At 46.8% G+C, this 15,281-nt stretch carries 15 protein-coding genes; 7 read left to right on the top strand and 8 right to left on the bottom strand.

Annotation, left to right across the window (positions count from 1 at the left end; translation table 11 throughout):
- Window positions 1-132 precede the first annotated feature (132 nt).
- Window positions 133-687 carry a glycine cleavage system transcriptional repressor gene (locus B9A32_RS05925; protein WP_084067478.1) on the top strand — a complete coding sequence of 185 codons (555 nt, stop codon included), beginning with the start codon at window positions 133-135 and terminating at the stop codon, window positions 685-687.
- Window positions 688-731: 44 nt separating this feature from the next.
- Window positions 732-2,105, top strand: coding sequence for a PFL family protein (locus tag B9A32_RS05920; RefSeq protein WP_084067477.1), 1,374 nt, complete (start codon window positions 732-734; stop codon window positions 2,103-2,105).
- A gap of 322 nt (window positions 2,106-2,427) precedes the next feature.
- On the opposite strand, the gene map is transcribed toward B9A32_RS05920, so the two are convergent.
- Genes map through B9A32_RS05905 form a run of 3 tightly spaced genes read right to left on the bottom strand, consistent with a single transcriptional unit; the run spans window position 2,428 to window position 4,878 of the window.
- Entirely contained in the window at window positions 2,428-3,318 is an 891-nt protein-coding gene (gene map, locus B9A32_RS05915; RefSeq protein ID WP_232367063.1) for a type I methionyl aminopeptidase, read from the bottom strand.
- 2 nt (window positions 3,319-3,320) lie between these two features.
- On the bottom strand, window positions 3,321-4,679 hold the full coding sequence (gene miaB / locus B9A32_RS05910) for a tRNA (N6-isopentenyl adenosine(37)-C2)-methylthiotransferase MiaB (protein WP_084067475.1): 1,359 nt from the start codon (window positions 4,677-4,679) through the stop codon (window positions 3,321-3,323).
- Window positions 4,669-4,878, bottom strand: coding sequence for a DUF4911 domain-containing protein (locus B9A32_RS05905; RefSeq protein ID WP_084067474.1), 210 nt, complete (start codon window positions 4,876-4,878; stop codon window positions 4,669-4,671). The genes miaB and B9A32_RS05905 overlap by 11 nt, the downstream gene beginning before the upstream one ends.
- A gap of 511 nt (window positions 4,879-5,389) precedes the next feature.
- Between B9A32_RS05905 and recJ the strand changes: the two genes are divergently transcribed.
- The gene (gene recJ, locus B9A32_RS05900; protein ID WP_232367062.1) at window positions 5,390-7,099 is read left to right on the top strand and encodes a single-stranded-DNA-specific exonuclease RecJ; all 1,710 of its coding nucleotides are present in this window, start codon (window positions 5,390-5,392) and stop codon (window positions 7,097-7,099) included.
- An 89-nt stretch (window positions 7,100-7,188) separates the two neighbouring features.
- Window positions 7,189-7,620: a hypothetical protein gene (locus B9A32_RS05895; protein WP_084067472.1), complete on the top strand. Its 432-nt coding sequence runs from the start codon at window positions 7,189-7,191 to the stop codon at window positions 7,618-7,620.
- 4 nt (window positions 7,621-7,624) lie between these two features.
- Here the strand turns inward: B9A32_RS05895 and B9A32_RS21580 are convergent, their stop codons facing one another.
- Entirely contained in the window at window positions 7,625-7,783 is a 159-nt protein-coding gene (locus B9A32_RS21580) for a hypothetical protein (protein WP_212637812.1), read from the bottom strand.
- A 249-nt stretch (window positions 7,784-8,032) separates the two neighbouring features.
- On the opposite strand from B9A32_RS21580, the gene B9A32_RS05890 reads away from it, so the two are divergent.
- The gene (locus B9A32_RS05890; RefSeq protein ID WP_084067471.1) at window positions 8,033-8,614 is read left to right on the top strand and encodes a recombinase family protein; all 582 of its coding nucleotides are present in this window, start codon (window positions 8,033-8,035) and stop codon (window positions 8,612-8,614) included.
- A 47-nt stretch (window positions 8,615-8,661) separates the two neighbouring features.
- Here the strand turns inward: B9A32_RS05890 and B9A32_RS05885 are convergent, their stop codons facing one another.
- The 3 genes from B9A32_RS05885 to rfbD all read right to left on the bottom strand — a co-directional run bounded on the left by B9A32_RS05885 (window position 8,662) and on the right by rfbD (window position 13,434).
- A complete protein-coding gene (locus B9A32_RS05885; RefSeq protein ID WP_084067470.1) occupies window positions 8,662-9,303 on the bottom strand; it encodes a TetR/AcrR family transcriptional regulator in 642 nt (213 codons plus the stop codon).
- A gap of 553 nt (window positions 9,304-9,856) precedes the next feature.
- On the bottom strand, window positions 9,857-12,298 hold the full coding sequence (locus B9A32_RS05880; RefSeq protein ID WP_084067469.1) for a glycogen/starch/alpha-glucan phosphorylase: 2,442 nt from the start codon (window positions 12,296-12,298) through the stop codon (window positions 9,857-9,859).
- A 113-nt stretch (window positions 12,299-12,411) separates the two neighbouring features.
- A complete protein-coding gene (gene rfbD / locus B9A32_RS05875; RefSeq protein ID WP_232367061.1) occupies window positions 12,412-13,434 on the bottom strand; it encodes a dTDP-4-dehydrorhamnose reductase in 1,023 nt (340 codons plus the stop codon).
- Between the two features lie 570 nt (window positions 13,435-14,004).
- On the opposite strand from rfbD, the gene B9A32_RS05870 reads away from it, so the two are divergent.
- Together B9A32_RS05870 and B9A32_RS05865 are read left to right on the top strand one after the other, a co-directional pair.
- Window positions 14,005-14,385 carry a NifB/NifX family molybdenum-iron cluster-binding protein gene (locus B9A32_RS05870; RefSeq protein ID WP_084067468.1) on the top strand — a complete coding sequence of 127 codons (381 nt, stop codon included), beginning with the start codon at window positions 14,005-14,007 and terminating at the stop codon, window positions 14,383-14,385.
- Between the two features lie 15 nt (window positions 14,386-14,400).
- Window positions 14,401-14,829 (top strand): iron-sulfur cluster assembly scaffold protein, encoded by a 429-nt coding sequence (locus B9A32_RS05865; protein ID WP_084067467.1) that lies wholly within the window; start codon window positions 14,401-14,403, stop codon window positions 14,827-14,829.
- A gap of 102 nt (window positions 14,830-14,931) precedes the next feature.
- Here B9A32_RS05865 and B9A32_RS05860 read toward each other — a convergent pair whose 3' ends face one another.
- Complete coding sequence (locus B9A32_RS05860) at window positions 14,932-15,228, bottom strand: hypothetical protein (RefSeq protein WP_084067466.1); 297 nt, start codon at window positions 15,226-15,228, stop codon at window positions 14,932-14,934.
- Window positions 15,229-15,281 lie beyond the last annotated feature (53 nt).

Genomic DNA, 15,281 nt, shown 5'->3' with positions numbered 1-15,281 from the left:
TTTGCTGACTTTGATTTTTTTCAAACTTTCATGCTTAGTTTTGGGCAGACCGAGGTCAAAATAAGGTCTGCCCATGGCAGTTATAAAAATTTCTGAAATTTTCAGGGATCACCACATAAGGAGTTATCATTCATGGAAAAATTGATTATCACCGTTCTGGGAAAGGACAGACCCGGAATCATCGCCAAGGTATCTGCCGGTCTGTATGCCTTGGACTGCAACCTTCAAAATGTTAATCAAATGATCCTGCAAAATGAATTTTCAGGTTTCTTCATTGTAGAGCCCCCGGAAACACTGAACATGGAAACCCTGCAGCAACGCCTTGACCGGGATCTTTCCGGAGAAGGGCTTCAAATTTACATTGATCAAATGTCCCCTTTGGATACCAAACAGGTGTCCGGTGTTTCAGAAACATTTCTCATCACCACCATTGGACCTGATCAGAAAGGGCTTGTGGCCAGATTCACAAAAATCATTGCAGATCATGGAGTCAACGTAACCAACCTCACTGCGGTGTTCAAGGGAGGGAATGACCCCAATGCCAACATCATGGTGTATGAAATTGCAGTGACCCACACCACTGACCAGACCCATCTGTTTGAGGCACTAAGAGCCAAAGCCTCTACGCTGGGCCTGGATATTTCAATTCAGCATAAAAATATTTTTGAAACCATTAATAAAATTTGATGCTCTGGACAGAACACACAGCACCCCAAAATTAAGGAATAATCATGTATAATGAACAGGAAATTTTATCAACCATAGAAATGGTTAAAAACGAACATCTTGATGTGCGTGCCGTGACATTGGGAATCAGTCTTTTTGACTGTGTCAGTGACGACCTTGCTGTATTTAAGAAAAACATCCGTGCCAAGATTCTTCGCAATGCAGCGGAACTTGTTCAAGTGTGCGATTTTGTGGGGGAAAAATACGGCATTGCCGTGGTGAACAAACGGATTTCACTGAGTCCCATTGGTCTGGTGGGGGCCCCTTTTTCCGCCCCCCAGATGGTGGAAATTGCCCATACCCTCAATGATGTTGCCAAGGCCGTTAATATTGATTTCATGGGAGGTTTTTCCGCCCTGGTGGAAAAAGGCATTGCCCCGGGGGACAGGGCTCTCATGGATGCGTTGCCCCAGGCCCTGGCCCAGACCCAGCGACTTTGTGCTTCGGTGAATGTGGCCACCACCCGCTCGGGTATCAACATGGATGCCGTGTATGAAATGTCCCGGGTGATTAAGAAATCCGCAGCGTTGACAGCAGATGATGACGGACTGGGATGCGCCAAAATGTGCGTGTTTTGCAACATCCCCCAGGATATGCCCTTTATGGCAGGGGCCTACCTCGGGGTGGGTGTGGGTGACGCTGTTATCAATGTGGGGGTCAGCGGCCCCGGTGTGGTGAAAAAAGCCATTGAAAGGGCTTTGGAAAAATCCCCGGGACTGCGGTTGGGACAAATTGCAGAAATAATTAAAAACACAGCGTGCAAGGTCACCCGGGTGGGGGAACTCATTGGCCGTGAAGTGGCAGAAACCTTAAATATCCGATTTGGTGTGGTGGATCTTTCCCTGGCCCCCACCCCCACGGTGGGAGACAGCATCGGAGAAATCTTCCAGGCACTGGGGCTTACCAGCATTGGCGTGCCCGGCTCCACGGCAGCCCTTGCCATGCTCAACGATGCCGTGAAAAAAGGAGGGGCCTTTGCAAGTTCCCATGTGGGCGGTTTAAGCGGAGCCTTTATTCCAGTGACAGAGGATTTAAATATTGCCGAGGCCGCAGCCAACGGATATCTTTCCATTGAAAAGCTGGAAGCCATGACCTGTGTCTGTTCCGTGGGTCTGGACATGGTGCCGGTGCCCGGTGATATCACAGAGGAAACCCTGGCAGGAATCATTGCCGATGAAATGGCCATTGGAATGATTAACAATAAAACCACAGCCACGCGCATCATTCCTGTGCCGGGGAAAAAAGCCGGAGAAAAAGTCTATTTTGGCGGTCTTTTGGGAGAATCCCAAATCATGGATGTGCCCCATGCCGAATTGAGGGACACCTTTGTAAAACAGGGTGGCAGGATCCCAGCCCCTATCCACAGTATGAAAAATTAATTTTCTATAACCCACATGTCCCGGCGGACACAACAAATATAGGGTCGTAGACGCGGAGCCAAATGGTATTATACCGCCGCCCCCCCGACGGGCAATGGGCCCGGACCGGAACTGTAGACAGCTCAATTGTCCGGTTCCTATTGCCCATCGGGGAGGCGGCTCTGCTGAGGTAACCTTGGAGGTTACCTTTTCATATAACCGCCACGGGCGGAGCGTATTTTGATCCGTCCGTGGCGGTTATATACAAAAAAGGACTGGATTTTGGGCGCTAACAGCAACTGTTTTTTCATTGTTCGCTGTAACAGGATAGCCTGTCATGGGGTTATAAAGGATATGGTGTCAAACTTTCCCAGCCTGTGTCAGTGACCAGAAAAGTTTGTTCAAACTGGGCAGACAGCGAACTATCATTTGTAACGGCGGTCCATTGGTCATCCAGAATGTGAAGGTCCCGCTTTCCAAGATTGATCATGGGTTCAATGGTGAACACCATGCCGGGAACCAGCTTGACCCCCCTGCCTCTTTTACCAAAATGAAGCACCTGGGGCTGCTCGTGAAAATCCAGCCCCACCCCATGACCCACAAATTCACGGACAACGGAACAGCCCTGGGCCTCGGCATAATTCTGGATGGCCCAGCCGATATCTCCCAGATGGGCTCCGGGTCGAATCATTTCCATGCCCCGCTTCAGGGATTCAGCTGCCACAGACACAATCTTTTTTCCTTCCTTTGTGGGGGTTCCCACAAAAAAAGTTTTATTGGCATCGGCATAGAATCCGTTTAATATGGGGGTGATATCCACGTTGACAATATCCCCGTCATTCAGGATACGATCTCCTGGAATACCATGGCAGATTACCTCATTGACGGACACGCACACGCTCTTGGGAAACCCGCGATACCCCAGAGGGGCAGGAATCGCACCGGCTTTTACGGTCTCTTCATGGACCAGGGTGTTGATCTCATCGGTTTTTATGCCCGGTGCAATCATCTTTTCCACCTTGTTCATGATATCCAGAAGAAGCACTCCGGATTTTCGGATACCCTCAATTTCATGGGGTTCTTTAAGGGTGATATCAAATTTCTTTTTGTACTCTTCCTTAAGGGTCATTACCTTGGGAGTCGGGTTCATGCAACAATTTTTAAATTTCTTTCCGCTTCCACAGGGACAGGGACTGTTTCTGCCCACTTTTTTCTTTTTAACGGCGTTTCTCACAATTACTCCCCTGCACATGTTCCCCAGAGAGAGTGGGAATAGGCATGTGCTATTTTTATGTTCACCAAATCTCCCGGGACAACGCCCGCAGCAGAGAAATGGACAATTTTACCTGTATCTGTACGCCCGGTCATCTGGGGTTCTGTGATGTTTTCCCCGGGTTCGGTATGACGTTTTTTAAGACTTTCCCCCTCCACCAACACCCTTTGAACGGTCCCCACAAGAGCATTGTTTTTCTTTTCAGTGAAGGATTCCTGAAGGGCCAGAAGCTCATTGAGCCGGGCCATTTTTTCTGTTTCATCCACGGCCCCGGAAAATTTGGAGGCCGGTGCATTGGGGCGGTCGGAATAGGCAAAGGCAAATATGCCGTCAAATCCCACCGTGGAAACAAGGGAGAGGGTCTGCTCAAAATCGTGGCGGGTCTCCGAGGGGAATCCCACAATCATATCCGATGAAAGTCCCACGTCGGGGCAATGGGTGCGCAGCATATCAATGCGCTCAAGGTATATCTCCCGGGTGTAGCCCCGGTGCATTTTTTTTAAAATCCCATTGGAACCGGACTGCACAGGCAGATGAAGCTGGTTGCAGACTTTATCAAAATCACGCATGGCAAAAATCAATTCATCGGAAAGGTCTTTGGGATGGGAGGTGGCAAAGCGTATCCGTTCAAGTTTTGGAATGTCGTTGATTTTGGCAAGCAGTTGGGCAAAAGAGCAAATGCCCTCTTTTTGTCCATAGGAGTTAACGTTCTGTCCCAGCAACGTCACCTCTTTTACGCCATTGTCAGCCAGGGTGGAGATCTCCTCCACAATACTTTCTGGTGTTCGGCTTCGCTCCCGGCCCCGGACATAGGGCACCACACAATAGGTGCAATAATTATCACAACCCTGCATGATGGTGACAAATCGAGAAATTTTAGGCGCAGTATTTTCTTCAATGCGGGGAGGGGTTTCAAATATGGTATGACTCTCCCGGGTTTCGGTGATTCGGGTTTTTCCTGATTTAACCGCCTCAATGATACGGGGAAGTGTTTCCACGGCATGGGTGCCCAGCACCACATCCAGATGGGGGATTCGCTTAAACACCTTATCCTTTTCCTGCTGGGCCACACAACCTGCCATGATGGATATCAAATGGGGTTTTTTCTTTTTCTTGTCAGCAAGCCTTCCCAAAAAGCTGAATGCCTTTTCCTGGGCTTTTTCCCGAATGGAGCAGGTATTACAGATCACAATATCTGCCTGGTTTAACTCCTCTGTTTTTTGGTATCCCATCTTGTCCAGAATGACAAATAATTTCTCAGAATCATAGCTGTTCATCTGACAGCCAATGGTATAAATATATGCGTACCCCTTACACTTCATTAATGCTCACATCCTTTTTCAAATCGTCTAAAATGGCTTCCACCTCGGCAACACACCCCGGTGCAATGGCAAACTGCACATATCCTGAACCCGCTTCCAGGGTGGTGATAACCGCAAGGCCGTCATGGGCCTCAAAAATAAATTTTAAAAAACCGATTCGGGTCTTATCCACCTGGAATTTTTTTATGATGGTATTCATCTCTGCCTGCCCCCATGATTGACCTGAAAAGTTCAAAATCTATATATATACCACCATTGATAGACCATGGCCAACAAATTCTATAAAAAACGCCCTCGACGTCTTTGTTCCAACCAGATAAGGTCTGTCCGTGGCAGTTTTATATAAAACTCCGTCCAAAGGCTTGGAATCACGAGAGTTTCAATATTCGTTGTGGCTGGTGGTTACAGCCATATATGTTTATATGAAAAAGCAGCCTCCAAGGCAACCTCAGCAGAGCTGCCCCCCCGATGGGCAATAGGAACCGGACAATTGAGCTGTCTACAGTTCCGGTCCGGGCCCATTGTCCATCGGGGGGGCGGCGGTATAATACCATTTGGCTCCGCGTCTACGACCCTATATTCGTTGTGTCCGCCGGGACATGTGGGTTATATGAAAATGATCATCAGAAAGGATTCATGGTATATTTTGACTTTAAGTGAGCAATTGGATATAAAGAAAAATTTTAGAAAAACAGGACAAACATATGGATATGGAATGGATATACAAAAGTGCTGATCCCGGTACGGTGACCAAAATTTCCCGCGTCATCGGATGTCACCGGGCCGTTGCCGAACTTTTGGTGAACCGGGGTATCACCACACCGGAGGCGGCATTTTCCTTTCTGAACCCCAGCTTTGACAATCTTGCATCTCCCTTTGTCATGAAAGATATGAAACCTGCGGTGGAACGAATTTATACAGCCGTGTGTCACCGGGAAAAAATTATGATTTTTGGAGATTTTGATGCCGACGGTATCACTGCCACAGCCATCCTCCATGACTTTTTTACCCATGTAAATGCTGAAGTTTCCTGGTACATTCCCCACCGGACAAAGGAAGGGTACAGCATGAAACCGGAACACATTGCCATGGCAGTGGAACAGCGCATTGATCTTATTATCACTGTGGACTGCGGTTCAGACAATCACGATGCCGTGGATGCGGCACTTAAAGAAGACATGGACGTCATCATCACCGACCATCATGAGATTTCCCATCCCTTTCCCCGGGCTGTTGCCATTGTCAATCCCAAACGCCAAGACTGCATGGCAGGGCTTGATCACCTGGCCGGTGTGGGGGTGGCTTTTTATCTGATCATTGCCCTTAGAAAACACATGAGGGAGCAACACTTCTGGAAAGAAATCACGGAACCGAACCTCATGTCCTATTGTGACCTTGTGGCCATTGGTACCATGGCGGACATGGTTCCCCTGAAAAACGAAAATCGCATTTTTACCACCGCTGGCATTCGGGTAATTCAACAGGGAAAAAGGCCGGGGATAAAGGCCCTTGCCGATGTTAGCCGGGTGGATCATACTGTATTTGACTCGGATGATATCTCCTTTCGCATCGCCCCGAGGATCAATGCGGCAGGGCGCATGGCCCATGCCCGCATCTGTGTGGGCATGCTCACCACCCGGGAAAAAAGCAGTGCAGAGCAGACTGCAGCCCTTTTAGATCAGCTGAACCTGAAACGTCAGCAGACAGAAAAAAGCATTGTGGAAGACATTGAAAATCAAATACAGCGACAACCGGATATTCTTGACAACCAGGCCATTGTGCTTGCCCATGAAAAATGGAATCCCGGCGTACTGGGCATTGCCGCATCTAAAACCGCCCGGAAATATTTTAAACCCGTGGTACTGATCTCCACAGCTGCCACACCGGCCACAGGCTCCTGCCGAAGTGTGGGCGGTGTGGATATTCATGCCATTTTAACCCAGTGCAACACCCTCCTGGAAAAATTTGGCGGGCATGTGATGGCTGCCGGCATTTCCATTAAAGAAAAAAACATTAACCACTTTGCCCGTTTATTTTCAGAAAAGGTAGCACTGGCTGTCCAGGGTCACCCTCTGGAAAAAAAATTAGTTCTGGATTGTTTTGTGGAAATAAATGAAATAACAGAGGATTTTATTAAAAACATAGACAGGCTCCGTCCCTTTGGTACAGACAATCCAGAACCGCTTTTTTACTGCAACGATCTTAAAGTAATCTCCTCTTTCATCATTGCAGATAAACACCGAAAAATGACACTGGAAAAGTCATCCGCCCAGGGTTCCGGCGCGACCATTGAAGCATTTCAATTCAATATTGATGTCCGCCATCCCCTTCCCATGCACTTTGAAAGAATTGCTTTCAGGGTTCGAATGAATCGATTCAACAAAAAAAGTTTCCCCCAGATTATTATTGAGGCCATATGATTTTTATCTTGTAACCCTTGTTCATTTCCGATTATAATTCCACAAGAAAAAAAGATTTAAACCATATTTAAACATAAAGGGACAGGGTTATGGGTAAAACATTTAATGTGGGACACAGGGAAGCAAAACTGCTTTCCAAAATAGAATCTTCCAAAGAACGGGAAAGGGGTCGGGCCATCCATGCGGTACGGGAAAATATTGATATGTTCAGCAACAAGGTATCCATGGCCCTTGTGGAAAACGGCATTGTGGAAACCTTGAGCAAAAACGCCATCCAGGAACAGATCGGCAAATCCCTTGACACCCTTTGCAAAGCCGAAGATTTTGACATTGATTTTCAGATTGCGCCCTTTCGAACCCTGGTGCAGAACCCCAATGTGGTCAGCATATATCTCACAGCCTTTATTCTTGAAAAATTGATCAACCACAGGGATGTTGTGGATGTTTTCGGCAGTGACGAGGATATTTACCACTGTATCCAAAAAGAGACTGAAAAACTCCTGTCCGGTCCCCGGCGATAATTGATCATTCTTCCGGGAAATCCGGCATAACGCTTTTTATAACTGCCATGGGCAGACCGTATACTGATCCGGCTCTGCCCACAATAAAGCTTGAAATACGCACCTGATAAACCCCATTTAAAAAATTAATTTCTAATCTGCCTTTACCCCCACCGGTATTCATAAAAAAGTGTGCTCGTCAAATTTTACGTTTTCCAGCTTGACTTATTCAAGGTTTCGTATATATTAAAAAAATAAACTATAAAAAATAAATCTTTCTGTATTCAATAATTCCAGTTCACTGACCTTTTAAATACCAAATTAAAACCAGAACCCATTATCTCCATGGACAATTCAGGGTGGCAATGCCCAAGTACCTTCATTATTCCAATGGATGTACCTTATGATAATCGCCATATTTTCAGGAGGTTTCATGAATGAATTTTTAAAAAATCTGAGAAATCCCCAGCGAAGTCAAAAATCAAGATTCAGTGCCACCACCCGAAAAGGTGCGGAAGGAAATTTTCATCCTTCCGTTGACAAACGGAGAAATAAAGAGCGACGATCATCGCAACCCCCCTCCTTTGACGATCTCACCCAGGAAAGCGACACTTTAATCCAGGCGCTTCCCACCATAAAGGCTCATTTAACAACCATCTCCACTGCTGTGGAGCGAATGTGCGAAACCGGAGAAAAGCTGGCAGAAACCCAGGCGGAACTCCACCGGGCGATTACTTGCTTTTTTAATAATGTAAATGATATTCTCACAGAAAAGGTGGTTCCCCAAGGTGCCACCGGTGATATTTTTCAGGAAAAAGGCAATACCACGGCCCCCCCTCCCCTGGATGGTGAGCGATTTACCAAAGCTGAAGTGATCCGGCTCATCCAGGAAATGCGGGAAAAAAGATGTACATTTGGAGAAATTGCATTGGAGTTGAAGGCCCGGGGCATACCGACGTTTTCGGGCAGGGGGGAGTGGCATGCCCAGACCATTCACAGGTTGTGTCGAAAATGAAAGTTGACCACAGCACATGCGGGGATACCGCATGTGTGCAGACAAAATCAAGGCTTGTCAGATTGGGTCAATCCGATGGCAATGAGCTCAAAGGCGGTTTCCAGTGTCTGTATAACAAAATCTTTTTCATTGTTTAAAAGCCGTTTACTGTCCACCCACAACACCACACCCGAGTAGGTTGCCCAGATAATATCTGCAAGGGCAACGGGGTGGCGTTCCACAAATACCCCCTGGTCAATCCCCTCTTGCACAATGGCTGTGATGGCCCCGATGGCATCGGCGGATGTCTCTTTAATTTCATTCAAAACCGGACCGGAAAGGTTCTTCAGCGTTTCTCCGGACTGGAGATGAAAAAGATTAATAAGCACCATGGCGTCATATTCATACACTTTAATGAAAACGTCCTTAAGGGCCATGAGTTTTTCCATGGCATCAAGGTTTTTATCATGGACAAAAGCGATCATCTGTTCCGTCAGATGTTGAAGTATATTGATGGAAAGGGATGTGTGCAGCTCTTCTTTGTTTTTAAAATAAAGATACAGCGTTCCCGGACTGAGTTCAGCCTCCCCTGCAATTTCTTCCATGGTTGCTCTGTTGAACCCCTTGGCGGAAAAAACTGTTTTAGCCGCTTCCATGATCTGTTTTCGACGCTGTTCTTTTTCTCTTTGTTTACGTTCGTGTATTCCCATATCAAACCTCTTTATATTTTGAACCTTCTTTACTGTATACTGAGTGATTTATTAAATACATGGGGCGCAAAAAAACCTCAAGAAAAAAATACCTTTCATATGACATTTTTTCTTTTTTTTTATATAACTGCCATGGGCAGACCTTATTCTGATCCGGCCCTGCCCACAACGAAGCATGAAATACGCCCCTGATCTGTAGAGTATTTCATATAAAAAAGACAGCCTCCAAGCCAAGCTAAGGCAGAGCCGCCCCCCCGATGGGTAATAGGAACCGGATAATTGGGCTGTCTACAGTTCCGGTCCGGGCCCATTGCCCATCGGGGGGGCGGCGGCATAATACTATTTGGCTCCGCGTCTACGACCCTATATTTGTTGTGTCCGCCAGGACATGTGGGTTATATGAAATACTCCGCAACCCCGGGGAGTATTTCTAACTTTGTTGTGGGCGGAACCGAATCAGAATACGGTCCGCCCGTGGCGGTTATATGAAACACTCCGCAAATCTCAGGCGTATTTTATTTTTTTTGTGGACATAATCGGGTCAAAATTCGGTCTATATCTGACGTTCCAGTCCCCACACCTCCCCGGCATACTCCCTGATGGTACGATCACTGGAAAAAATACCAGTGCGGGCTGTATTTAACAGGGTCATCTGTGCCCATTTTTTTTTGTCAACATAATCCCCGGACAACCGAACCTGGGCATCCACATAGGATTGAAAATCCGCAAGGTTCATATAATAATCACCGTGGTTGACCACTGCATCAAAGAGAGGAAAAAAAAGATCGTTTTCCCATCCGCAGAACAACGGAGAATTAACAGCATTAAGCACCCGTTGGATATGGGGACTTTGTGCCAATATTTTTCCCGGATCATATGCCCCCCGCATGGCCTGGATCTCTTCCACATCATGGCCGAAAATATAGATATTATCCGGCCCCACGGCTTCGGCAATTTCAATGTTGGCACCATCCATGGTACCCATGGTCACCGCCCCGTTAATGGCAAACTTCATGTTGCCTGTACCCGAGGCCTCCATGCCCGCAGTGGAAATCTGCTCACTGACATCTGCACCGGGGATAATAATTTCGGCCAGGGAAACCTTGTAATCCGGAATAAAGGCCACCTTGATCCATTGGCTCACCAGGGGATCTTTGTTCACCACATCCGCCACACCGTGTATCAGACGAATGAGCAACTTTGCAAGGAAATAACCCGGTGCAGCCTTGCCGGAAAAAATATAAGTCCGGGGGGCCGTGGGAATAACCCCCTCTTCCTGGATCATGAAATATCCATGGATAATGTGCATGACATTTAAAAATTGTCTTTTATATTCGTGGATTCTTTTGGCATGGATGTCAAAAATGGAATCAGGGTCCACATCAATGTAAGCGGTTTTTTTGATCAATCTTGCCAGTCGAACTTTATTTTCCCTTTTTATCATGGAAAATTTTTCCAGAAAAGCAGGGTCCCGCCCCAGTGATTCAAGGGCTTTAAGGGTGTCAAGATCAACAATCCATTTATCACCGATGGACTCGGTGATGAGACGGGCAAGGCCGGGGTTGGCAGACAAAAGCCATCGCCGGGGAGTGACTCCGTTGGTTTTATTGTTGAATTTTTCCGGCCACAGATCATAAAAATCAGGCACCAGACCGGTTTTCACCAAATGGGAATGGATTTTTGCCACCCCATTCACCGAATGGCTGCCCACAATGGCCAAGTGTGCCATCCTTACCTGTTTTTCATCTCCCTCTTCAATGATGGACATGCGATGGAGGCGTTGGGGATCATCCGGATAGTTTACGGTAAGGGTTTCCAGAAACCGCCGATTAATCTCATATATGATCTGAAGGTGGCGGGGAATCACCTTTTCCACAATGGCCAGGGGCCACTTTTCCAGGGCTTCGGGCAGCAGGGTATGATTGGTATATGCCAGGGTTTGGGTGGTGATATCCCAGGCATTATCCCATTCCAGGCCATGGACATCCACAAGCGATCGCATCAATTCAGCCACGGTGAGGGCCGGATGGGTGTCATTGAGCTGAATGGCCACTTTTTTGGAAAACTGATTAAAATCATCGTGCTGTTTCAAATAGATGCGAATAATATCCTGCACCGCGCAGGCCACCAGAAAATATTCCTGGACCAGACGAAGCTCCCTTCCTGCCTCCTGGGAATCGGAAGGATAAAGAATTTTAGAAATATTTTCAGAACTGATCTTTCGCTCCACAGCCCGGAAATAATCCCCCTCGTTGAAAATCTGAATATCAAAATCTTCCGAAGCCCAGGCAGAAAAAAGGCGCAAACGGTTTGCCGTGTGCCCCCCATATCCCACCACAGGAATATCATGGGGTCTGCCCACCACAAGCTTCCATTCTGACCACATGGGGTTGTATCCCCCTTCAATATCCTCGGTATCCACAATGCGGCCATACACCGGTACCATGCATTTTTCACCGGATCTTGCAATGAGCCACGGCGAGGACCTGCTGGGCCAATAATCGGGCTTTTCCCGTTGGTACCCTCCCATGATACTCTGTTTGAACAACCCATAATCATAATTTATGCCATATCCGAATCCCGGCATGTCCAGACTGGCCAGGGAATCCAGAAAACAGGCTGCCAGACGACCAAGGCCCCCGTTTCCAAGGGAAGGATCCGGCTCACAGGCCATCAAAATATCCAGGTCCAGCCCCATATTTTTTAAAATAGCACGAACATCTTCCTGTATACCCATGTTCAAAAGATTATTGGCAAGAAGGGGACCGGTGAGAAACTCCATGGAGATATAGTGCATTCGTTTGACATCCCTTCTATCATACCGCTGTTCCGTTTCAATGCGAATATCCATGAGTAATTTACGCACCGCAGAAGAGACCCCGTTGAACAGATCTGTGGAAGTGGCATCGGTCATGGGTTTGCCCAGCACATATCTCACATAATCACGAATTGTATTTTCAAACCCGGAAAGATCCGGTTTTATAATGGAATCCATATTCATTCTCCTTCAGTACTTCATGGGTCATCAGTTGCCACCTGAAAACTACATATCCGGGGCCTTGCATATCCGGTCAAAACACATTTACAGCGTTCAGTTTTCAGTTTTTTTCACTGAATTTCCAGCCGTGCCGCTTCCAGTAGTTCATTGCGAAAACGAGATACAAACTGTTCCACACCGTGACGCCATCCGGTCATGCGATGGATGTTCTCCTGCTTTAAGCGTTTGTTTTCAAGAATGGAATTAAAGGGCCTGGCCGTGGGGGTGGGGTATTGGGCTGTGGTGCAGGGAATCAGGTTATGGGGGACATCCATTTTTTTTAGAAAAAAAACAGCCAGTTCATACCAGGAACAATAGCCTTCGGAAGTGGCATGATAAATGCCCCGCCCCTCTTCTTTCACCAACCTTTCCATTTGAAGTGCCAATCTCAAGGACCAGGTGGGGGAGCCGTATTGATCATCCACAACCTTAAATTCTTTTTCCGGGTTGGCAAGGGTCAGACGCAACATGGTTTTAAGGAAATTATTGCCATGGGCTCCGTAAAGCCATGCCGTTCGAACAATAATATGATCCTCCCACACCGTTGCCAGTTTTTGTTCACCCTCAAGTTTGCTCTGGCCATACACGGACACAGGATGGGGCGCATCGCTTTCCGACCAGGCCAGCGGCAGTTCACGATTTCCGTCAAACACATAATCCGTTGATACATGGACAAGGGTTGCCCGATGTCGGGCACAGGCCTTTGCCAAATGGTGGGGACCCAGGGTGTTGATTTTAAATGCCGTCTCTTTTTCTGTTTCACACCGGTCCACATGGGTAAAGGCTGCACAGTTAATGAGCACCTGGGGCATCACCCGGGCCACGGTGTCTTCCACAGCATGGGAATCGCTTATATCCAGCTGGGTACGATTAAAGGAAAAAATTTCATTGTCAGCTCCAAACACCCGGATACAATCCCATCCCAGTTGACCGTCACTGCCACATATCATTATTTTCATTTTAACCTCTTCTCCGGTGTTCAGATAAACATTTTTACCAACCGCACGGGAAAAACCGTATTTTAACCCGGTTCTGCCCACAACAAAACTTGAAAGACACCCCCTGATCTGCGAGGCATTTGATATAACGGGCATCTCCTGTCGGACACAACAAATATAGGGCCGTAGACGCGGAGCCAAATGGTATTATACCGCCGCCCCCCCCGACGGGCAATGGGCCCGGACCGGAACTGTAGACAGCTCAATTGTCCGGTTCCTATTGCCCGTCGGGGGGCGGCTCTGCCTTAGCTTGCCTTGGAGGCTGCCTTTTCATATATAAAAAAATCCGCAGATAAATTCTAAACATTCAGCTTAATATTTTTTACATGGCCATACAAGCTTTTTTCGTGGTGAATTTGAACTTTTGCCAATTTAATTTTCAACTTATCGGTGTGTTGATACCTGTGAAAAAAAGATTGATTTGAGCGCTGGCTAATTTGAATTAAAACAGCCACATCCCTTTAAATTTGAACATCTTGACATTTAAATTTTTCATACATAATCTATGTCCGTTCTATAAAAAAATTTGCTCAAATCTGACAATTTTTCAAGCACGCTATTTTCGACCATGTTGGATTTCAAATGTGAATGCTTATTTAAAAAAGCGCATTTTTTCAAACAATCGGAGCAACAGAAGCATCAATCTTTTACAGGAGTAAAACAGCAATGAAAGCAGCATTTCCCACAAACAGTGAAAATGGGCTCCAAAGTGAAGTGTACAATCATTTTGGTTCTGCAGCCTTTTTTATTCTGGTGGATACAGACACCCAGACCCATGAAGTTCTTGAGAATAAAGACAAAGACCATGCCCACGGTCAATGCCAGCCGTTAAAAGCCCTGGGTGATATTAAAACCGATGCCATTGTGGTGGGGGGCATTGGGAAGGGTGCCTTAAATAAACTCCTGGCAGGAGGGGTTAAAACATACCGGGCCGTGGAAGGCACGGTTCAAGAAAACCTGGATCTGCTCAATGGGGGAAAGCTTTCTGAATTTCTTCCCGGTCAAACATGTAAAGGACACGCCCTTGGTGGCGGATGTGCACATTAAGGGGAAATAAATACCATGGAAATAAGCGTCAAACCCAATGAAAGCGTTCGTGCCATGCTGGTGGACTCCGGTTATTCAAATACGGCCATTGATTACTACCTGAACCAGCCGGACATGGGAAGCCTTGCCGATGCCGACCATGTGAGTGAACTCACCGGTCAGTGCGGGGATACCATGAAAATTTTTTTAAAAATGAACAATGACATCATTGAAAATGCCAAAATTCAGGTATTGGGATGCCCCGGTGCCATTTCCGCCGCCATGGTGTGCATGGAGATGATAAAGGGGCAGAGCATTGAATATGCCCGCACCATCACGGACCGGGATATTTTCAGAAAATTGATTGAAATACCCGATCAAAAGCAACATTGCATCCGCTTGGCTGTAAAGACCATGAACAAAGCCCTTGATGAAATAACACAGGCCCAGCCCGCCGCAGTATAACTGCCGAACGGACCACGTGCTGATCCGACTCTTTCCACAACAAATATTCCCCTGCATCATCCACAGAATGCAGGGGAATGGATTTTCTTCCGGGGAATATGATTAAGCCCCGATGATTCCAAGCCCTTCTTCAATTTCAAGATAGGTTTTTATTTCATACTTATATCCCGGCACCCCAATGTAGACCGCCATGCTTTCTCCCACAGCAACCAAACCCTGGGCAAGCCGCGCATTGTCAAGTTCATAAAAGGTAATGGAATGAATACCTTTTTTAACATCCGCAGAAATATAAGGGCCTTTTTTGGTCAGATAATCGGGCAGCACCGGTGCTGTTAAAAATCGCCTGGCCACTTCTTTGGCACTTTCCGGCGGATAGGTCACGTTTGAAATGATAATCATTGATTTTATTCCTTATTAATGGATAATAAACGTTTATTTTCTATTTTTATACC

Source organism: Desulfocicer vacuolatum DSM 3385 (assembly GCF_900176365.1).
Classification (GTDB): Bacteria; Desulfobacterota; Desulfobacteria; order Desulfobacterales; family Desulfobacteraceae; genus Desulfocicer; species Desulfocicer vacuolatum.
Note: the sequence above shows the minus strand (reverse complement) of the source record. Positions and strands in the feature narration are given on the sequence as shown.

Bases quoted from the DNA above. Each gene is read 5' to 3' on its own strand.
- B9A32_RS05925 (WP_084067478.1), top strand. From the start codon at position 133: ATGGAAAAATTGATTATCACCGTTCTGGGAAAGGACAGACCCGGAATC.
- B9A32_RS05920 (WP_084067477.1), top strand. From the start codon at position 732: ATGTATAATGAACAGGAAATTTTATCAACCATAGAAATGGTTAAAAAC.
- miaB (WP_084067475.1), bottom strand. From the start codon at position 4,679: ATGAAGTGTAAGGGGTACGCATATATTTATACCATTGGCTGTCAGATG.
- B9A32_RS05905 (WP_084067474.1), bottom strand. From the start codon at position 4,878: ATGAATACCATCATAAAAAAATTCCAGGTGGATAAGACCCGAATCGGT.
- recJ (WP_232367062.1), top strand. From the start codon at position 5,390: ATGGAATGGATATACAAAAGTGCTGATCCCGGTACGGTGACCAAAATT.
- B9A32_RS05895 (WP_084067472.1), top strand. From the start codon at position 7,189: ATGGGTAAAACATTTAATGTGGGACACAGGGAAGCAAAACTGCTTTCC.
- B9A32_RS21580 (WP_212637812.1), bottom strand. From the start codon at position 7,783: ATGAATACCGGTGGGGGTAAAGGCAGATTAGAAATTAATTTTTTAAAT.
- B9A32_RS05890 (WP_084067471.1), top strand. From the start codon at position 8,033: ATGAATGAATTTTTAAAAAATCTGAGAAATCCCCAGCGAAGTCAAAAA.
- B9A32_RS05885 (WP_084067470.1), bottom strand. From the start codon at position 9,303: ATGGGAATACACGAACGTAAACAAAGAGAAAAAGAACAGCGTCGAAAA.
- B9A32_RS05880 (WP_084067469.1), bottom strand. From the start codon at position 12,298: ATGGATTCCATTATAAAACCGGATCTTTCCGGGTTTGAAAATACAATT.
- rfbD (WP_232367061.1), bottom strand. From the start codon at position 13,434: ATGCCCGTTATATCAAATGCCTCGCAGATCAGGGGGTGTCTTTCAAGT.
- B9A32_RS05870 (WP_084067468.1), top strand. From the start codon at position 14,005: ATGAAAGCAGCATTTCCCACAAACAGTGAAAATGGGCTCCAAAGTGAA.
- B9A32_RS05865 (WP_084067467.1), top strand. From the start codon at position 14,401: ATGGAAATAAGCGTCAAACCCAATGAAAGCGTTCGTGCCATGCTGGTG.
- B9A32_RS05860 (WP_084067466.1), bottom strand. From the start codon at position 15,228: ATGATTATCATTTCAAACGTGACCTATCCGCCGGAAAGTGCCAAAGAA.